General features: G+C 65.1%; 15 protein-coding genes. 2 read left to right on the forward strand and 13 right to left on the reverse strand.

Annotated features, from left to right (window positions below; all coding sequences use genetic code 11):
* Window positions 1–2: 2 nt before the first annotated feature.
* The 13 genes from WMC41_RS15640 to WMC41_RS15700 all read right to left on the reverse strand — a co-directional run bounded on the left by WMC41_RS15640 (window position 3) and on the right by WMC41_RS15700 (window position 14,949).
* Window positions 3–305: an urease subunit gamma gene (locus WMC41_RS15640; protein WP_064331014.1), complete on the reverse strand. Its 303-nt coding sequence runs from the start codon at window positions 303–305 to the stop codon at window positions 3–5.
* Window positions 306–402: 97 nt separating this feature from the next.
* A complete protein-coding gene (locus WMC41_RS15645; protein ID WP_432344556.1) occupies window positions 403–1,248 on the reverse strand; it encodes an urease accessory protein UreD in 846 nt (281 codons plus the stop codon).
* Between the two features lie 207 nt (window positions 1,249–1,455).
* Window positions 1,456–2,574 (reverse strand): branched-chain amino acid ABC transporter substrate-binding protein, encoded by a 1,119-nt coding sequence (locus WMC41_RS15650; RefSeq protein WP_244768465.1) that lies wholly within the window; start codon window positions 2,572–2,574, stop codon window positions 1,456–1,458.
* Window positions 2,575–2,686: 112 nt separating this feature from the next.
* Window positions 2,687–3,031, reverse strand: coding sequence for a DUF6867 family protein (locus WMC41_RS15655; protein WP_244768464.1), 345 nt, complete (start codon window positions 3,029–3,031; stop codon window positions 2,687–2,689).
* Window positions 3,032–3,137: 106 nt separating this feature from the next.
* The gene (locus WMC41_RS15660; RefSeq protein ID WP_398433110.1) at window positions 3,138–3,863 is read right to left on the reverse strand and encodes an ABC transporter ATP-binding protein; all 726 of its coding nucleotides are present in this window, start codon (window positions 3,861–3,863) and stop codon (window positions 3,138–3,140) included.
* Window positions 3,863–4,771 carry an ABC transporter ATP-binding protein gene (locus tag WMC41_RS15665; RefSeq protein ID WP_432344562.1) on the reverse strand — a complete coding sequence of 303 codons (909 nt, stop codon included), beginning with the start codon at window positions 4,769–4,771 and terminating at the stop codon, window positions 3,863–3,865. Before WMC41_RS15665 ends, WMC41_RS15660 begins: the two co-directional genes overlap by 1 nt.
* A complete protein-coding gene (gene livM, locus WMC41_RS15670; protein WP_432344565.1) occupies window positions 4,771–6,159 on the reverse strand; it encodes a high-affinity branched-chain amino acid ABC transporter permease LivM in 1,389 nt (462 codons plus the stop codon). The genes WMC41_RS15665 and livM overlap by 1 nt, the downstream gene beginning before the upstream one ends.
* A gap of 3 nt (window positions 6,160–6,162) precedes the next feature.
* A complete protein-coding gene (locus WMC41_RS15675) occupies window positions 6,163–7,065 on the reverse strand; it encodes a branched-chain amino acid ABC transporter permease (protein ID WP_244768461.1) in 903 nt (300 codons plus the stop codon).
* A 283-nt stretch (window positions 7,066–7,348) separates the two neighbouring features.
* The gene (locus WMC41_RS15680; protein ID WP_432344568.1) at window positions 7,349–9,775 is read right to left on the reverse strand and encodes a GcvT family protein; all 2,427 of its coding nucleotides are present in this window, start codon (window positions 9,773–9,775) and stop codon (window positions 7,349–7,351) included.
* 121 nt (window positions 9,776–9,896) lie between these two features.
* The gene (locus WMC41_RS15685; RefSeq protein ID WP_432344571.1) at window positions 9,897–10,451 is read right to left on the reverse strand and encodes a sarcosine oxidase subunit gamma; all 555 of its coding nucleotides are present in this window, start codon (window positions 10,449–10,451) and stop codon (window positions 9,897–9,899) included.
* 10 nt (window positions 10,452–10,461) lie between these two features.
* Complete coding sequence (locus WMC41_RS15690) at window positions 10,462–13,419, reverse strand: sarcosine oxidase subunit alpha family protein (RefSeq protein WP_432344573.1); 2,958 nt, start codon at window positions 13,417–13,419, stop codon at window positions 10,462–10,464.
* The gene (locus WMC41_RS15695; protein ID WP_432344576.1) at window positions 13,416–13,691 is read right to left on the reverse strand and encodes a sarcosine oxidase subunit delta; all 276 of its coding nucleotides are present in this window, start codon (window positions 13,689–13,691) and stop codon (window positions 13,416–13,418) included. The genes WMC41_RS15690 and WMC41_RS15695 overlap by 4 nt, the downstream gene beginning before the upstream one ends.
* 7 nt (window positions 13,692–13,698) lie before the next feature.
* Complete coding sequence (locus WMC41_RS15700; RefSeq protein WP_244768456.1) at window positions 13,699–14,949, reverse strand: sarcosine oxidase subunit beta family protein; 1,251 nt, start codon at window positions 14,947–14,949, stop codon at window positions 13,699–13,701.
* A gap of 208 nt (window positions 14,950–15,157) precedes the next feature.
* On the opposite strand from WMC41_RS15700, the gene cysQ reads away from it, so the two are divergent.
* Together cysQ and WMC41_RS15710 are read left to right on the forward strand one after the other, a co-directional pair.
* Entirely contained in the window at window positions 15,158–15,970 is an 813-nt protein-coding gene (gene cysQ / locus WMC41_RS15705) for a 3'(2'),5'-bisphosphate nucleotidase CysQ (RefSeq protein WP_432344579.1), read from the forward strand.
* A 182-nt stretch (window positions 15,971–16,152) separates the two neighbouring features.
* Window positions 16,153–17,565: a hypothetical protein gene (locus WMC41_RS15710; RefSeq protein ID WP_244768454.1), complete on the forward strand. Its 1,413-nt coding sequence runs from the start codon at window positions 16,153–16,155 to the stop codon at window positions 17,563–17,565.
* Window positions 17,566–17,587: the final 22 nt, after the last annotated feature.

Here is a 17,587-nt window from a genome sequence, read left to right on the forward strand (position 1 = left end):
TCTCACCTGATCGGTTCGTGCACGGTCACAAGCTTCGTGCCGTCGGGAAAGGTCGCCTCGACCTGAATGTCGTGGATCATCTCGGGAATGCCCTCCATCACCTGGTCGCGCGTCAGCACATGGGCACCCGCCTCCATCAGCTCGGCGACGGCGCGGCCGTCACGCGCGCCCTCGACGACGAAATCGGTGATCAGCGCGATCGCCTCGGGATGGTTGAGCTTCACGCCGCGCTCCAGCCGCTTGCGCGCCACGATCGCCGCCATGGCGATCAGCAGTTTGTCCTTTTCGCGGGGGGTCAGGTTCATGGGCGGTCCATCGCTTGATTCCTATCGTGCGATACTAAGCAGGGGTTTTGCGCGCACGACATACGCAAAACAGGAACCCGGCGCGAAACTGCGCGGATCAGAGAGTCCAGACTTTCGGTACGCCCGTGCCACCACGCAAGTGCGAAATGACCGGGATGAGCTTTTTTCTCAGCGCAAAGCCATCGGGCGCGACGAGGCGCAGGACGAGCTTGTCCTGCCACTGGCTGGCACCACCCTCCCCGTCCGCCAGCAGCCGGCGCAGCGGCTCCACATGCGCCTCGGCAGCGCGGCCGCAAAAGAGCACGGTGGCAAAGGCACGGGCGCCGGCCAGCACCGCCGCCTCGCCCGCCAGCGCCGCGACGCTGCCGGCAAGCGCCGTTTCCTCCGCATGGATCAGCCGTCCGGCGCGGCGGATGCGCCAGCGATCGCGGAAAAGGCCCGTCTCCATGCGCTCGCCCATCGCCTTGCGGCCGAGGAGGATGGCCTCGACCGCAAGGAACGTGGCGTCTCCGGCAAGGTCCACCTCCAGCCGGCGCTCGAGCGCAGCCTGGTCGAAAAGAATTGTCTCCTGCGGCAGCCAGTCGACCCGCGCGCCCGCGCCGACGGCAATGCGGGTCTCGACCGTCGCCGTGGATGCCTGCGCCTTGTAGGCCCGCTCGCAGGCCTGTGTCGTCGCAGTCAGGCGCGTTCCGCCACGGGCCTCGAGCTCCCAAGCGATGCGGTCCCCGCCGGTGAGCCCGCCGGCCGTGTTGATCAGCACCGCCTCCATCGTGCCGTCGAAGGTCTTCGGCAGGCGGATCTTGGCGCAGCCCTCCTGGAAGAGCACGTCGAGCCGCGTGCCATCGGCGGAGGCCTTCGCGGCAAGCCGCCCATGCCCGCGCGCGCGCTGAAGGCGCCCGGAAGGCGCCGCCTCTTCATGACCAGATTTCGCATAGACGTTCATGACAGTCGGTACCGGATGTCGGGACATGGGGAGGCAGCGCCCGATCCCTTGCTGCAGGTTCCACCAGGGCGCCTTGCCGCGCAAGTCCCCAACCGGGGCCACGCCGCCGCCGCGCCCCGTCGGCGACAAAAAAGCCCGGCGCGAAGGCCGGGCTCAAGGTCAGGCGGCCGGGCGGCGTGCAATGCGCCGCCCGTTCCGGCAGAACGACTACTCGTTCTGCACGTAGGTGTACTTGCCGTCTTCACCCTTCTTCCAGGTGTAGAGGACGTAGTCCGGACGGGTGATGTCGCCCTTCTCGTCGAAGCCGAGTTCGCCGATGGCGGTCTGGAACGGGCCCTTGGACTTGATGGCTTCGGCAATGGCCTGCGGGTCTACGCCGCCGGCAGCCTTGGCACCTTCAGCGATGACCTGAACGGCTGCGTAAGCATAGAGCGTGTAGGCTTCCGGCTCGAAGCCGGCAGCGCGGAACTTCTCGACGAGGTCCTTGGCGGCCGGGTTCTTGCGCGGATCCGGAGCGAAGGTCATCAGCGTGCCGTCGACGGCGTCGCCGGCGATCGAGGCCAGTTCGTTCGAGACGATACCGTCGCCCGAGATGAACTGGGCCTTCAGGCCCTGGTCGGCGGCCTGACGCTCGATGAGGCCGAACTCGGTGTGCAGACCGCCCCAATAGACGACCGTTACGCCGGCTTCCTTCATCTTGGCGATGAGAGCGGAGAAGTCCTTGTCGCCGACATTGACGCCTTCGTAGATGGCTTCGGTGATGCCGGCTTCGTTCGTCGCCTTCTTGGTTTCGTCGGCAAGGCCCTGGCCGTACGGCGTCTTGTCATGCAGGACGGCAACCTTGGCGTCCTTGAAGTTCGCCGCGATGAAGGCGCCGGCAACGGCACCCTGCTGGTCGTCACGGCCGCACACGCGGAACGTATTCCACAGGCCGCGCTCCGTGTAGGTCGGGTTGGTCGAGGCCGGGGAGACCTGCAGCACGCCGTTTTCGGCATAGATTTCCGAAGCCGGGATGGAAACGCCCGAGTTGAAGTGGCCAACCACGAACTTCACGCCGTCGGCAACGAACTTGTTGGCGACCGAAACGCCCTGCTTCGGGTCGGAAACGTCGTCGCCGAGCACGATCTTGACCTGCTCGCCATTGATGCCGCCGGCTGCGTTGATGTCGGCAGCAGCCTGCTCGGCACCCTTCTGGAGCTGCGCGCCGAAGGCGGCGTTCGGGCCGGTCAGCGGGCCGCCGACGCCGATCAGGATGTCGGCCCAGGCGCTGCCGCTGAAGGCGACCATTGCAGCCAAAGCAACAGCCGACATGAGAGACTTCTTCATATTGTTACTCCCAAATTTAAAAGCGGGCTCGTTTCAACCGGTCGCAACACCCGCATCATTGCGCCGATATCGTTATACCGCGACCGGAGGCCGGCCGCGGGCTTCCCTCTGGCTATTTGGCTTTCCAGGAAAAGGGCGATGCCTTTTCATAGAGCCAGTAGTAGTTGTTGGTCATCTGCCGCGTGCGGTAGTAGCGGTAGCCGAGCGTAGCAAACAACAAAAGCACGACCGTGTCCACGACATAGTATTGCACCGTCAGCATGGTGCCGTGGAACAGCGCGTGGTGAACGAAACGGATCGCCCCGCCGAGCAGAAGCACGTAGATGACCAGCGTGGCGTAGCTCTGCCAGTTCTCGGCAACGCTCTTGCCGGTGCGCCAGGCCGTCCAGCCGCCCATGATGACGGTGATGAACAGGAACTGCCAGATCGACGGTTCTTCGTAGAGAATTCCTTGCATAACACATACTCCCCTTACAGCACCGCGCGTCGTTCAGGATGCGCGACGGTCGCCGTAAATCCCAGGATCGGCGCAGGATCCTTGCGGGTCCTGCGCGGGACCATCCTCAGTGCCGGCCGCCTTCGAGATAGGCGGCACGCACTTCCGGATTGGCCAGAAGTTCCTTGCCCGAACCGCTCATCGTCACCTGCCCGTTGACCATCACATAGGCCCGGTCGGAGAGTTTGAGTGCGGCGAAGGCGTTCTGCTCGACGAGGAACACGGTGAGCCCCTCGTTCTGGTTGAGCTTCTTGATCGCGTCGAAGATGCCCTTGACGATCAGCGGCGCAAGGCCGAGCGAGGGTTCGTCGAGCAGCAGGAGCTTCGGACGCGCCATCAGCGCGCGGCCGATGGAGAGCATCTGCTGCTCGCCGCCCGAAAGCGTGCCGCCGCGCTGGCTCTGGCGTTCCTTGAGGCGCGGGAAGAGCGTGAAGATCTTTTCCACGTCCTCGTTGAAATACTTCAGATTGTCGAGGCTCGCCCCCATCTGGAGATTTTCATAGACCGTCATGCGCGGGAAGATGCGGCGTCCTTCCGGCGACTGCGCGATGCGGCGGCGGGCGATGAGATGCGTCGGCAGGCGGGTGATGTCCTCGCCGTCGAAGGTGACGGTGCCCGTACGGGCCTGCGGGCTGCCGCAGATCGTCATCATCAGGGTCGACTTGCCGGCGCCGTTCGCGCCGATCAGCGAGACGATCTCGCCCTTCTTCACCTCGACATCGACCCCGGCCAGCGCGCGGATATTGCCATAATAGGTCTGCACGCCCTGAACGCTGAGAAGTGTATCGCTCATCAGTGCGATCCTCCTTCAGTGCCTTCGCTCTCCGCGATCACCTCGATTTCCTCGATCACCTCTTCGACCTCATCATCTTCAACGCCGAGATAGGCCGCGATAACCTTCGGATCGTTCTTCACATGGTCCGGCGTGCCGTCCGAGATCTTCTGCCCGTATTCGAGCACGACCACATGGTCGGAGATCTCCATCACCACCGACATGTCGTGCTCGATGAGCAGGATCGACGTGCCGCTGTCCTTGCGGATGGAGCGCAGGAGTTCGTTGAGCGCCAGCGATTCGCGCGGGTTGAGGCCCGCCGCCGGTTCGTCGAGGCACAGGAATTCCGGCCCCGTGCACATGGCGCGGGCGATTTCGAGACGCCGCTGCGCGCCATAGGGCAGGTCGCCGGCCGGGTCGTCCGCGCGCTCGATGAGATGCGCCTTTTCCAGCCAGTGCTTGGCGATCTCGATCGATTCCGCCGAGGCGTGCTTGTAGGCCGGCAAGCCGAGCAGGCCGAGGATCGTATAGCCGGAGGCCTTCATCAGCATGTTGTGCTGGGCGACGAGCAGGTTTTCCAGGACCGTCAGGCCCGAGAAGAGCCGGATGTTCTGGAAGGTGCGCGCCACCTTCGCGTCACGGGTGATCTCGAAGTCGGCCATGCGTTCCAGAAGGAACTCCTTGCCCGCCTTCTGGCGCATGGTGATCATGCCCATGGTCGGCTTGTAGAAGCCGGTGACGCAGTTGAAGACCGTGGTCTTGCCGGCGCCGTTCGGGCCGATGAGGGCCGTAATCTCGCCGCGCTGCGCTTCGAAGGACAGATCGTTGATGGCCATGAGGCCACCGAAGCGCATCGACAGATGCTCGACCGTGAGGATGGGATCGTTCGTCATCGTGTTCGTCGCTACCGTGTTCGCACCGAGGGCCATCAGCCGTGCCCTTCCTTGGTGAAGCTGCCCGAGACCGCCTTGCGCTCCCTGAGGAAGGCGGTCGGCTCACGGCTTCCGACGAAGCCGCGCGGCTTCCAGACCATGACGGTGACCATGGCGAGACCGAAGATCAGCATGCGGTAGAGTTCTGGGGTGAAGTCGGGCCCGAAGATCTGCTTCAGGAAGGTCATCTCGCGCAAGAGCTCGGTACCGCCGACCATCACGGCCGCCGCAACGGCGATGCCGACGAGAGAGCCCATGCCGCCGAGCACCACGATGGCGAGGATGATCGCCGATTCGAGGAAGACGAAGCTTTCCGGCGAGACGAAGCCCTGGCGCACGGCGAAGAAGGAGCCGGCAAAGCCGCCGAACATCGCGCCGATGGAGAAGGCCGTCAGCTTGGTCGTCACCGTGTTGATGCCGAGCGAACGGCAGGCGATCTCGTCCTCGCGCAACGCTTCCCAGGCGCGGCCGATCGGCATGCGGCGCAGGCGGATCGTCACATAGGCGGTGAGCAGCGCCAGCGCCAGGATGAGATAGAAGAGGAAGATCTTGTAGTAGGCCGAGGACATCGGCAGGTCGAAGGCCTTGGCGAAGTTGTTCGGCGCGCTGACGTCGAACGACCAGATGCCGAAGACGGACGCCTTGGGAATGCCGGAGACGCCGAAGGTGCCGCGGGTCACTTCCGTCCAGTTGATCAGCACGAGACGGATGATCTCACCGAAGGCCAGCGTCACGATGGCGAGATAGTCGCCCTTCAGGCGCAGCACCGGGAAGCCGAGGATCATGCCCCAGAAGGCGGCAAGGATGCCGGCGAGCGGCAGCAGGATCCAGAAGGAGAAGCCGAACTGCTGCGAAAGGAGCGCATAGGAATAGGCGCCGACCGCATAGAAGGCGACGTAGCCGAGGTCGAGCAGGCCGGCAAGGCCGACGACGATGTTCAGGCCCCAGGCCAGCATCACGTAGATGAGGATCTGGATGCCGAAATTGTCGACCCATTTCAGCGAGCCCTGCACGCCGAAGAGCATGACCATGATCGGCGGGTAGAAGATCAGCGCGACGATGGCAATCTTGCTGAAATTGCGCTTGAAGAAGCTTTCCTCGCCTTCCGCCGGCTTGGCCGCGGCGGCCGCCTTGCGGGCGGCAAGCCAGGGCCGCAGATAGGCGACGGAGAGGAAGCGGCCGACGGCGGCGACGATCACGAAGATCGCGAGCAGCCCCCAGCGCTGGTTCAGCACGAGCTCGTTGCGGATGTTCTGCGTGGTCTCCAGACCGACGAAGAGGACGAAGAGGCCGAGCGAGACGAGGCCGGCGAAAAAGCCCTCGCGCAGAGCCTGCGCCGTCAGGTTCCCGCCGGCGCGCTCATGAGTGTTCGAAATGTTGGACATGGATCAAACCTTCTCGACTTCCGGTCGTCCGAGAATGCCGGACGGCTTGAAGATCAGGACGATGGCGAGGATGGAGAACGTCGCGACGTCCTTGTAGTCGATGGTGAAGTAGGCGGACCAAAGGCTCTCGATGAGGCCGATGAGCAAACCACCGAGCACGGCGCCCGGAAGCGAGCCGATACCGCCGAGAACCGCAGCCGTGAAGGCCTTGACGCCCGGAATGAAGCCGTCGGTGAAGACGGTCACGCCATAATACATCAGGTACATGGTGCCGGCGACGGCGGCGAGAGAGGCACCCATGATGAAGGTCACCGAGATCGTCCGGTCGACGTCGATGCCGAGCAGCGCCGCCATCTTGCGATCCTGTTCCGTCGCGCGCTGGGCGCGGCCGAGCGAGGTCTTGTTGACGATGTACCAGAAGGTAGTCAGCAGGATGACCGTCAGGAGCATGATGATCAGCTGTTTCAGCGAGATCGAGATGCCGAAGACGTTGTAGACCGACGACACCAGCGGCGGGATCGGCTTGTTGCGCGGACCCTGCGTGACCTGGATGAAGTTCGACAGCGCGATCGACATGCCGATTGCGGTGATCAGCGGCGCCAGGCGGAACGAGCCGCGCAAGGGCCGGTAGGCCACCTTCTCGATCGTCCAGTTCCACAGCGATGCGGTGAGCATGGCCGCGGCGATCATGACCAGCAGCAGAAGGACGACCGGAAGGCCGACGAACACGCTGGTGAGGACGAGGAAGATGATGAGAGCGGCGAATCCACCCAGCATGAAGATATCGCCGTGGGCGAAATTGATCATGCCGATGATGCCGTAAACCATGGTGTAGCCGATGGCTATCAAACCATAAATAGATCCAAGCGTCAGCCCATTGACGAGCTGCTGGACGAAATATTCCATTTGCTATCCCCCGGATGCGGTTCCTGAGGGCCGCATCTCTTGTTCTTGCCGCTCTTTTTCGAGCTTGTTAGACAGTCGGGATTCCATACCGCTTTCGATACAAAAGGGAAGCCCAAAAAGCCGGGATCGACAATTTCTTTAGCAAGGACGGTTAAATGGCGCATTTGACGCCACGCAAATCAAAAAATCGGCAGGAAAATCGGCGCTTTTGCCCAGAAAGATGCACGAAAGTCACAAACGGCGATGCCCCGATCCGGAGCACCGCCCAACGGGCCGGGACAAATCAGCCGCGCATGCGCGCACCGGACGGATCGAACAGCGGCTCGGCCTGCAGGCGCGCCGGCAGCATCTCGCCGAGAAGCTCGATCGACCAGCCGGTTTCGACATCGGCGATCTCCTTCGGCACGTAGCCGACAGCGACCGAAAGGCCGGCGGCATGGGCATAGCCGCCCGAGGTCACCCAGCCGCGCACCGCACCGTCGAGATAGATCGGCTCGTCGCCGATGACGTCGGCATCCTTTGCCGCGACGACGAAGGTGCGCAGCCGCAGCGCGCCGCCCGTTTCCCGCTCTGCCCTTGCCGCTTCCCTGCCGATGAAATCGGCCGCCTTGCCGACCGCTACGAATCGCTCCAGCCCCGCCTCGACCGGACCATAGAGCGGGCGATATTCGCGCGACCAGCTGCCGTAGGACTTTTCGAGACGCAGGGCATTGAGCGCCCTGAGGCCGAACAGGCGGATGCCGAATTCGGCCCCGGCTTCGAGAATGAGGTCGTAGAGATAACGCTGATACTGCGGCTTCATCCAGATCTCGTAGCCGAGATCGCCCGTATAGCTGACGCGCCCGACGATGGCCGGCGCCATGCCGAGATCCATCCGGCGCACCGCCATGAAGGGGAAGGCCTCGGTCGAAATATCCCGGTGCGTCAGCTTCGCCAGCACCTCGCGCGCCTTCGGCCCCGCGATGGCAAGGCCGACGAGGGAGAGGTTCAGCGCCTCCAGCGTGACGGAACCATCCCGCGGCAGGTGCGTCTCGAACCAGCGCATATGGTAGTCCTCGGCGATGCCCGAGCCGATCAGCAGGAAGTCCCCCTCGCCCAGCTTGGCGAGCGTGAAATCGCCGATGAGCTTTCCGTCGTCCTTCAGCATGGGCGCAAGCGTCATGCGCGCCGTTTCCGGCAGCCGGCAGGCGAGCAGCCGGTCGAGCCAGGCCGCCGCGCCCCTCCCCTTCACCGCATATTTTGCAAAGCCCGAGGTCTCCATCAGGCCGACGCCCTCGCGCACCGCGCGGGCTTCCGCGCCGACGGTCTCGAAATCCGTCGAGCGGCGCCAGGAGAACCGGTCCTCCACGCCATCAGGCGCGAACCACAGCGGCTGCTCCAAGCCATAGGACGCTCCGAAGACGGCACCAGCTGCCTTCAGCCTGTCGTAGATCGGCGTCGTCTGCAGCGGCCGGCCGGCCGGCAGCTCCTCGTTGGGATAACGGATGGAGAAGCGGCGCGAGTAGTTTTCCCGCACCTTGGCATTGGTGTAGGCGAGCGTCGCGTAGTCGCCGTAGCGCGCGACATCCATGGCGAAAACGTCGAAGCCGGGATCGCCGTCGATCATCCAGTTGGCAAGCGCCAGGCCCACGCCGCCGCCCTGGCTGAAGCCGGCCATGACGGCGCAGGCGGACCAGAAGTTCGTCATGCCGCGCACGGGCCCGACGAGCGGGTTGCCGTCCGGTGAGAAGGTGAAGGGGCCGTTGATGATCTTCCTGATACCGGCCTTGTTGAAGGCGGGGAAGTGCCGGAAACCGACCTCCAGCTCCGGGGTGATTCGCGCAATGTCCTCTTCCAGCAGTTCATGGCCGAAATCCCACGGCGTGGTAAGCGGCGACCAGGGCCGGCAGGCCTTTTCATAGGTGCCCATCAGCATGCCGTTACGCTCCTGGCGCAGATAGATCTCCCCGTCGAAGTCGACGCAGTGCATCAGCTCCTTGCCATGCGTCCGGTTGAATTCGATGACCTCGGGCATGTCCTCGGTGATGAGATACATGTGCTCCATGGCAAGGACAGGCAGTTCGAGGCCGACCATGCGGCCGATCTCGCGCGCCCAGAGGCCGCCGCAATTGACGACATGCTCGGCGACGATCTCGCCCTTGTCGGTGATGACGCGCCAGCTGCCGTCCTCGCGCTGCACGAGGTCTTCCACCTTGGTGTGGAGATAGATCTCCGCGCCGTTCCTCTTTGCCGACTTGGCATAGGCATGCGTCGTGCCATAGGGGTCGAGATGGCCCTCGACGGGATCGAACACCGCGCCGACGAACTGGTCGGGATCGAGCAGCGGCATCAGGTCGTGCGCCTCCTTCGGCGTGAGGAGATGCGCATCGAGGCCCATATAGCGCCCCTTGGCGAGGATCGACTTCATCCAGTCGAAGCGATCCTTGGTGGATGCCAGCATCATGCCCGAGGTCATGTGCAGGCCGATATCCTGTCCGGAATAGTCCTGGATCTCTTTATAGAGCTCCACGGTGTATTTCTGCAGCTTGGCGACGTTCGGATCGCCGTTGATCGTGTGCATGCCGCCGGCCGCATGCCAGGTCGAGCCGGAGGTCAGCTCCGAGCGCTCGACGAGCACGACATCGGTCCAGCCGAATTTCGTGAGGTGATAGAGGACGGAGCAGCCGACGACGCCGCCCCCGATAACGACGACCCTTGCATGGCTCTTCATGAAAACTCCGGCTTTTCCGGGTTGAAGGGAATTCGATGCGGCGCGGAATGCAGCCTATTGGGTTCCCCCGACGCCCGGCAAGCCCGAGGTGCGAAGCGCCATGTCGCTCCGGATGTTTTTGTCAGCGGGTGGCGAAATCGACGGAGAGATCATGGCTGCGCGCCATGACCTTGAGATCGGCGACCAGCGCCTCGGCAAAGCTGCGCATCACCACGAGATCGAAACGGTCGATGCCGGTGCGGGCGAGATTGACCGAAAGATGGTTGCACAGCATGGTCGCCGCGCGCCCGACGGCAAAGGCCTCGGAATGAAGATCGACGGCGATGCCGTTCGCGAGGATGCGCGCCGCGTCGGGGCCGGACAGCGTCAGCGCGACGCGGCCATGGCTCTGGTCGACCACAAAGGCGAAGGCGCCGAGCCGGATGGCCAGTTCGGCGGCGAGCGTTTCGGGCGCATGCACCTCCGACAGCACCAGCCATTCGCCCGGGCCGCAGAAGCGGGCCTCGAACGCGCCGTCCGCGACGAGAATGCCGGCTGCTTCGGCACCATGGCCGGGCGCCGCCAGCACCACGGCAATGGCCGTCGCGCGGTGGACGGCGAGGTGGTTGGCCCGCTGGCCGGGGACCGCCCCGATCGTGCCGTCCAGCGCATGCACTGCCTGATAGTCGTAAGCCATAGCCTTCACCTCACGCCATCAGCCTGCGGTTTTCCGGATCGACGAAGACCGGATCGCAGACTTCGGCAACTGTCTCCACGCCCCGCAACCGGTCCCACACGATAATCTTCTCGCCGTAGCGCTCGCGGCCCGACTTCAGGAAGGCAAGGGCGATATGGGTGCCGAGCGTCGGCGAGAAGCAGACGGAGCTGACCCAGCCCTGGTCGTTGACCGTCGAGGGCTTGGCACCGTCCTTGAGAAGGTGCGCGCCGGCGCGCATGTCCTTGTCCGCCTCCAGTGCCTTCAGGCCGACGAGCTGGGCGCGGTCGGCGGCCGTCAGGCCGAAGCGGGTGGAGAGCCACTTGCCGATGAAATCCGGCTTGCTGGTGCCCATCATGCGGCCGAGGCCGGCATCGTCCGGCGTCACGCGGCCATCGAGCTCGGCATGGGTGACATGGCCCTTCTCGATGCGCAGCACGTTCAGCGCCTCGACGCCATACGCGCAGAGGCCCTGCGGTTCGCCCGCCCGCATCAGCGCGTCGGCCACCGCTTCGCCATAGCCCGCCGGCACCGCCAGCTCATAGGCAAGCTCGCCGGAAAAGGAGATGCGGAAGAGCCGCGCCTTGAGGCTGCCCTTCAGGCGCACCTCGCGGGCGGCAAGGAACGGGAAGGCCGCATTCGAGAGATCGTCCTCGACGACGGCCTGCAGGATCGTGCGCGCCTTCGGCCCGGCGATCGACATCTGCGCCCATTGGTCGGAGACGGACAGGAAGCGCACGCGAAGCTCCGGCCAGAGCGCCTGCGCGGCAAACTCCATATGGGAGAGCACGCCGGCGGCCATGGCCGTCGTGGTCGTGACGAGGAAATGCGTCTCGCCCAGCCGGCTCACCGTGCCGTCGTCATAGACCATGCCGTCCTCGCGCAGCATCAGCCCGTAGCGGGCCTTGCCGACGGGAAGCTTCAGCACGGGATTGCAATAGAGCCGGTTCAGGAACTCGGCGGCATCCGGCCCGAAGACCTCGATCTTGCCGAGGGTCGAGACATCGCAGAGACCGGCATGTTCGCGCACGGTCCGGACCTCGCGGTCGACGCTTTCCCGCCAGGTCTTTTCCCCCGCCTTCGGGAACCAGGAGGAGCGATACCAGAGCCCGGCATCGATGAAGACCGCGCCGTGCCGCGCCGCCCAGCCATGCAGCGGCGAGCGGCGGACGGGCATGGCATGTTCGTCGCGCGAGGAGCCGGCGAGCGCGCCGAAGGAGACGGGCGTATAGAACGGCCGGAAGGTGGTGGTGCCGACCTCGGCAGGGCTGACGCCGCGCATGGCGGCGAGGATGCCGATGGCATTGACGTTGCCGAGCTTGCCCTGGTCCGTCGCCATGCCGCTCGTCGTGTAGCGCTTGGCATGCTCGACATGGCCGAAGCCCTCGCGAAGGGCAAGGCCGAGATCCTTGCCGTGCACGTCGTTCTGGAAGTCTACGAAGGCCTTGGACCTGGCGCCCGGCACATGCCAGAGCGCCGTGAAGGACGGATCGACCTCCTCGCCGACGACGGGGCGCTCGAAACCGGCGACGGGCCGGCCGAGCGCTTCCACGATGGCCGAAGCCTTGCGCGCGCCATCGTCGAGACATTCGGAAAGCCGGGAGTGCCCCGCCGCGGCGCCGGCCATGACGAGGCCGCCGCCGACCTCCGGTGCCAGGAACGCCTGCAGGGCCTGCGACCAGACCGGCCTGCCGCCGCGCTGGCAGGCAAGGTGGATGACCGGGCTCCAGCCGCCGGACATGGCCACGGCATCGCAGGCGATCATCTCCTCGAAGCCGCCGCGATCGGCAATGACGGCGCGGACGCGCTGGCGCCCCTTCGTATCGACGATGCCGCCGCCACGCACCACCCGCACGCCATCGGGTGCAAAATCCGACGCATCCGCGCGACTGTCGATCAGCGCCGCGATCTCCACGCCCCGGGCGGAAAGGTCCGCAGCCGTGCGGTAGCCGGACGAGCCGTTGGTGAAGATCGTCACCGACCGGCCGGCGGCGACGCCGAAGCGGTTGGCATAGGTGCTGGCGGCGCTCGCCATCATTATGCCGGGACGATCATTGCCGCCGAAGACCAGCGGCCGTTCCTCCGCGCCGGTGGCGAGGATCGCGTGCTTCGCCACGATGCGCCACAGGCGCTCGACCGGCCGTGCCGCGTCGATCGTGGCACTGTGCTTCTGCACCCGCTCGACGGCACCGAAGACATTGTCGTCGTACCAGCCGAAGACCGTGGTGCGCGGCAGCAGCGTGACGCCGGGATGGCCGTGCAGTTCGTCGATCGCGTGCCGGGAGAAGATGTACGGCGCCTCGCCGTCGAGCTTGGTCGTCTCCGAGAGAAGAGCCCCGCCGAGGGCGAAATCCTGTTCGGCGAGGATGACGCGCAGGCCCGAGCGGGCGGCGACCAGCGCCGCGGCGAGCCCCGCCGGGCCGGAGCCGACGACGAGAAGGTCGCAATGCGCCCAGCTCTTCTCGTAGGCGTCCGGATCGCGCGGAAGGTCCGTGCGGCCGAGGCCGGCGGCGCGGCGGATCAGCGGTTCATAGACCTTTTCCCAGAAGGCGGCGGGCCACATGAAGGTCTTGTAGTAGAAGCCGGCGGACAGGAAGCGCGACAGGCGATCGTTCACGGCGCCGATATCGAAGGCAAGGCTCGGCCAGCGGTTCTGGCTGGTGGCGGCAAGGCCGTCGTAGAGCTCGGCGACGGTCGCCTTCGTGTTCGGATCGCGCCGCGCGCCCGTGCCGATGGTGACCAGCGCGTTGGGCTCCGCCGGCCCGGCCGTCACGATGCCGCGCGGGCGATGGTACTTGAAGCTGCGGCCGACGAGCAGCCGGTCGTTGGCCAGCAGCGCCGAGGCGAGCGTATCGCCGGCATGGCCGGAAAGGCTCGCCCCGTCGAAGGTGAAGCCGATGGTGTTGCTGCGGTCGATGAGGCCGCCGGAGGGAAGGCGATAGGCGGTCATTGCGCGCCTCCCCGCGCCGCGGCGGCATCTGTCACGGAAAACACCTCATGGGTAAAGTTGTCCCGCTCGACCACCAGCCAGCGCCGGCAGCCGGCGACATGCTGCCAATGTTCGCGGATGCGCCCGCGCGGATTGGCACGGACATGGACATAGTCGTTCCACGCCTCGTCCGAGGCCATGGGCGCCGGACGGACCGGCGTCGCATCGCCGCGGATCGAAAACTCTTCCTTGGGCCGCACCCCGCAATGGGGACAGGAAATCAGGCTCGCCATGGCATCCTCAATGCAGGTTCGGCTGGGTGCCGGCACCCGCCTCGTCGATGGGGAAACCGCGCTCGAAACGATCGAGCCTGAGCGCGCGCGCCACATGGTGGCTCTCCCCCTTGGCGATGAGATGCGCAAAGCAGAAGCCGGAGGCGGGCGTCGCCTTGAAGCCGCCGTAGCACCAGCCGCAGTTGAGATAGAGGTTGTCGATCGGCGTGCGGTCGATGATCGGCGAGCCGTCCATCGACATGTCCATGACGCCGCCCCAGGCGCGCAGCACCCTGACGCGGGAAAGACCGGGGATCATCGTCACCCCCTCCTCCATGACATGCTCGGCGGTCGCAAGGTTGCCGCGCTGGGCATAGGAGGAATAGCCGTCGATCTCCGCGCCGAAGACGAGGCCGCCCTTGTCGGACTGCGAGATGTAGAAGTGCCCCGCGCCATAGGTGATGACGTGATCGATGCAGGGTTTCAGCCCTTCGGTGACGAAGGCCTGCAGCACATGGCTCTCGATCGGCAGCTTCAGCCCCGCCATTTCGCCGACGCGGGAGGTGTTGCCGGCCGCCGCGAGCGCCAGCCTGTTGCAGCCGATGAAGCCCTTCGTCGTCTCGACGCCGGTGACGATGCCGTCTTCCCGGCGGATGCCGGTGACCTCGCAGTTCTGGATGAGATCGACGCCGAGCCGATCCGCGCCGCGCGCAAAACCCCAGGCCACGGCATCGTGCCGCGCCGTGCCGGCGCGCCGCTGCAGGAGGCCGCCGATGATGGGGAAGCGCGCATGGTCGAAATTGAGGAAGGGCAGCATCTTCTTCAGCGTCTCGCGGTCGAGCTGCTCGGCCGCCACGCCCTCCATCATCATGGCATTGCCGCGCCGGACATAGTGATCGCGCTGGCCGTCATTGTGATAGAGGCTGATGATGCCGCGCTGCGACAGCATGACATTGTAGTTCAGCTCCCGCTCCAGCCCTTCCCACAGCTTCAGCGAGAACTCGTAGAACGGCTCATTGCCGGGCAGCATGTAGTTGGAGCGCACGATGGTCGTGTTGCGCCCGACATTGCCGGAGCCGAGATAGCCCTTCTCCACCACGGCGACGTTGCGGATGCCGAATTCCCGGGCAAGGTAATAGGCCGTCGCAAGGCCATGCCCGCCGCCGCCGACGATGATCACGTCATAATGCGGTTTCGGTTGCGGTTCCCGCCAGGCGGGCTTCCAGCCGAGGTTGCCGGCAAGGGCTTGCTTGAAGATCGAAAGGGCGGAGTAGCGCATGCGAAATCCCGGATCAGTCGCCCCACATTCGCATATGCAGCACAAACGGCAAGTCCGGCGTCATCTTGTCGCATCCGGGCCGGCGACTTTCCACATGCTGCCGCCATGATGTGGCGGCAGGAGCAGGCAGGGCATTTGCTTTCAGGCCGTCCCGCGGCTAAGGCATGCGCAGAAACAGCAGGACGACGACAGTATGCAGGCGAACGGAATGGAACTCGGGCAAGTCTTGGAGAGCGCGGCACTGGCCGCCGGCGCCGCCATCATGGCCATCCACAAGGCAGGAGCCGATGTCCAGTACAAGGCGGACCGGTCGCCGGTCACCGCCGCGGACGAGGAGGCCGAACGGCTGATCCTCGCCGCGCTTGCGCGCCATTTTCCGGAGGTTCCCGTTATCGCCGAGGAGGCTGTCGCGGCCGGCCGCGTGCCGGATATTTCCGGCGGCGTCTTCTTCCTCGTCGATCCGCTCGACGGCACGAAGGAGTTCATCGCCGGGCGCAGCGAATTCACCGTCAACATCGCCCTGATCCGCGACGGGGCTCCGGTCGCGGGCATCGTCTACGCGCCCGCGCTCTCGACCGGCTTCATCGCGGACGGCGAGCGGGCGGAACGCTTCGAGGTGCGCGGCGAGGCCACCATCGCAAAGCGGCAGTCCATCGGCTGCCGCAGCTGCGGCAGCGCGTTGACGGCCGTCGCCAGCCGCTCGCATGCCACGCCCGAAACGACCCGCTTTCTCGACGACCACGGCATCGACGCCTGCACGGCGATCGGCTCCTCGCTGAAATTCTGCCTTGTGGCGGAAGGACTTGCCGACGTCTATCCGCGCTTCGGCCGCACCATGGAATGGGACACGGCCGCCGGCGACGCGGTGCTGCGCGCCGCCGGCGGACAGACCCGCACGCTCGACGGCGCGCCCCTCCTCTACGGCAAGATCCGCCAGGCGCACGACGCGGATTTCGCCAACCCGAACTTCATCGCCTCGAGCACCGACTGGAGCAAGGGATCGGCGACGACCACAAAATGACCAGATTGCTCGACGAGGAATGCGCGTCGACCGGAAAGGGCGGGATGTTCCGCTCCCGTTCGCCCTGCGGGCGGCCTTCCCGGCCGCGGCATTTTTATTGTCTGTAAAGGCAATTTCGAATAAGTTGCGGCGACAAGCATTTAGGCGACGACCCCGTTTGCTGTTGGAAAGAGTGAGCCGACGTGAAAGATGAGAAAGCGCCCCTCCTGGCGGAGACCCCGACCCACGTCGCCGACAATACGAGCAGCCTGCTCGAAATCGCCAAGCGCCGCGCCCGCCAGCGCGCTGCAGAACAGAAAGTCGTGAAGATCAAGCAGGGTGCGGTCAAGCGCCCCGTCAATCCGGCTATCGATGACGACGAGAATCTCGGCTCGCGGGCCGAAATACGCGCGCGCAAGCCCGCCGACCTCGTCAGCACCGTCCTGACCCTGCCCGCGATGCCCAAGCAGAAGCGACAGCTTCCCTGGCCCATCATCTCCTTCGTGCTGGCGGCGATCCTGCCGACGATCCTGACGGGCCTCTACTATATCTTCATCGCCAGCCCGCAATATGTCGTCGAGACGCAATTCTCGGTGCGCGGCTCGAACTCCTCCTCGCTGAACGCCCTTGGCCTCACCGCGCTTGTCGGATCGAGCGCGCAGTCGGGCGATTCCTATGTGGTCGCCGACTACATCCAGTCTTCCCAGATCCTGCCGGACATCCAGGAGCAGACCGGCGTCGACATCCGCACCGTCTATTCCCGCCCGAACATCGATTTCCTCTATCGCGAGAACGAGAGCCGCCCGCTCGACGAGTTCCGCGACTATTGGCGGGACATGGTCAATGTCAGCTACAACTCCACGACCGGCAACGTGACGATGCGCGTCTTCGCCTTCTCGCCGTCGGATGCAAAACAGGTGGCCGACGCGGTCCTCACCGTCTCGGAAAACCTGGTCAACACGCTTTCGGAAAAGTCGCGCCGGCAGTTCATCGAGGTGGCCAACGTACAGGTCGCACGCTCGGAAGAGCGGCTGCGCAACATCCGCGGCCAGATCACCGACCTGCGCATCTCCGAACAGGCCGTCGATCCGACGGCGGTCGCGACCATGGAAGCGACGATCATCAGCTCGCTCGAGCAGGAGCTGGCCTCGCTTCGCACTCGTTACAAGGCGCTGGTCGATTCGGTCAGCAAGGACGCGCCCTCCGCCCGCGTCATCGAGCGGCAGATCGTTGCCCTGGAAAACCAGCTGGTCGAACAGAAGAAGCGTATCAGCGGCGACGGCGAGAACGATAACGACGCCAGCAACAAGACGACGCGCAGCGGCTTGGACGCCGGCCGGGCTTTGCCCGAAATGATCGACCGGTTCACCGAGCTCAGCGTCGAGCAGGAGTTCGCCGTCAAGGCGTATACGACCTCGCTCGCCGCATTGGAAACGGCCATGCAGGAGGCGCAGAAGCAGGAGCGTTACTTCGCCGTCTACGTGCAGCCGCGCGAGCCGGAAATCGCCCTCTATCCGCTGGGTGCGATCAACACGCTCATCATGCTCGCCGCGGCGTCGTGCCTTTGGCTCATCGGTTACTTCGCCTTCCGGTCCGTGAAGGATCACGCGATCTGATCGCGCTGATCGCGATGAGGAG

This window comes from Shinella yambaruensis (genome assembly GCF_050859155.1).
GTDB classification, from domain to species: domain Bacteria; phylum Pseudomonadota; class Alphaproteobacteria; order Rhizobiales; family Rhizobiaceae; genus Shinella; species Shinella yambaruensis.

Coding starts and splice junctions, on each gene's coding strand:
- WMC41_RS15640 (WP_064331014.1), bottom strand. CDS start 305: ATGAACCTGACCCCCCGCGAAAAGGACAAACTGCTGATCGCCATGGCG.
- WMC41_RS15645 (WP_432344556.1), bottom strand. CDS start 1,248: ATGAACGTCTATGCGAAATCTGGTCATGAAGAGGCGGCGCCTTCCGGG.
- WMC41_RS15650 (WP_244768465.1), bottom strand. CDS start 2,574: ATGAAGAAGTCTCTCATGTCGGCTGTTGCTTTGGCTGCAATGGTCGCC.
- WMC41_RS15655 (WP_244768464.1), bottom strand. CDS start 3,031: ATGCAAGGAATTCTCTACGAAGAACCGTCGATCTGGCAGTTCCTGTTC.
- WMC41_RS15660 (WP_398433110.1), bottom strand. CDS start 3,863: ATGAGCGATACACTTCTCAGCGTTCAGGGCGTGCAGACCTATTATGGC.
- WMC41_RS15665 (WP_432344562.1), bottom strand. CDS start 4,771: ATGGCCCTCGGTGCGAACACGGTAGCGACGAACACGATGACGAACGAT.
- livM (WP_432344565.1), bottom strand. CDS start 6,159: ATGTCCAACATTTCGAACACTCATGAGCGCGCCGGCGGGAACCTGACG.
- WMC41_RS15675 (WP_244768461.1), bottom strand. CDS start 7,065: ATGGAATATTTCGTCCAGCAGCTCGTCAATGGGCTGACGCTTGGATCT.
- WMC41_RS15680 (WP_432344568.1), bottom strand. CDS start 9,775: ATGAAGAGCCATGCAAGGGTCGTCGTTATCGGGGGCGGCGTCGTCGGC.
- WMC41_RS15685 (WP_432344571.1), bottom strand. CDS start 10,451: ATGGCTTACGACTATCAGGCAGTGCATGCGCTGGACGGCACGATCGGG.
- WMC41_RS15690 (WP_432344573.1), bottom strand. CDS start 13,419: ATGACCGCCTATCGCCTTCCCTCCGGCGGCCTCATCGACCGCAGCAAC.
- WMC41_RS15695 (WP_432344576.1), bottom strand. CDS start 13,691: ATGGCGAGCCTGATTTCCTGTCCCCATTGCGGGGTGCGGCCCAAGGAA.
- WMC41_RS15700 (WP_244768456.1), bottom strand. CDS start 14,949: ATGCGCTACTCCGCCCTTTCGATCTTCAAGCAAGCCCTTGCCGGCAAC.
- cysQ (WP_432344579.1), top strand. CDS start 15,158: ATGGAACTCGGGCAAGTCTTGGAGAGCGCGGCACTGGCCGCCGGCGCC.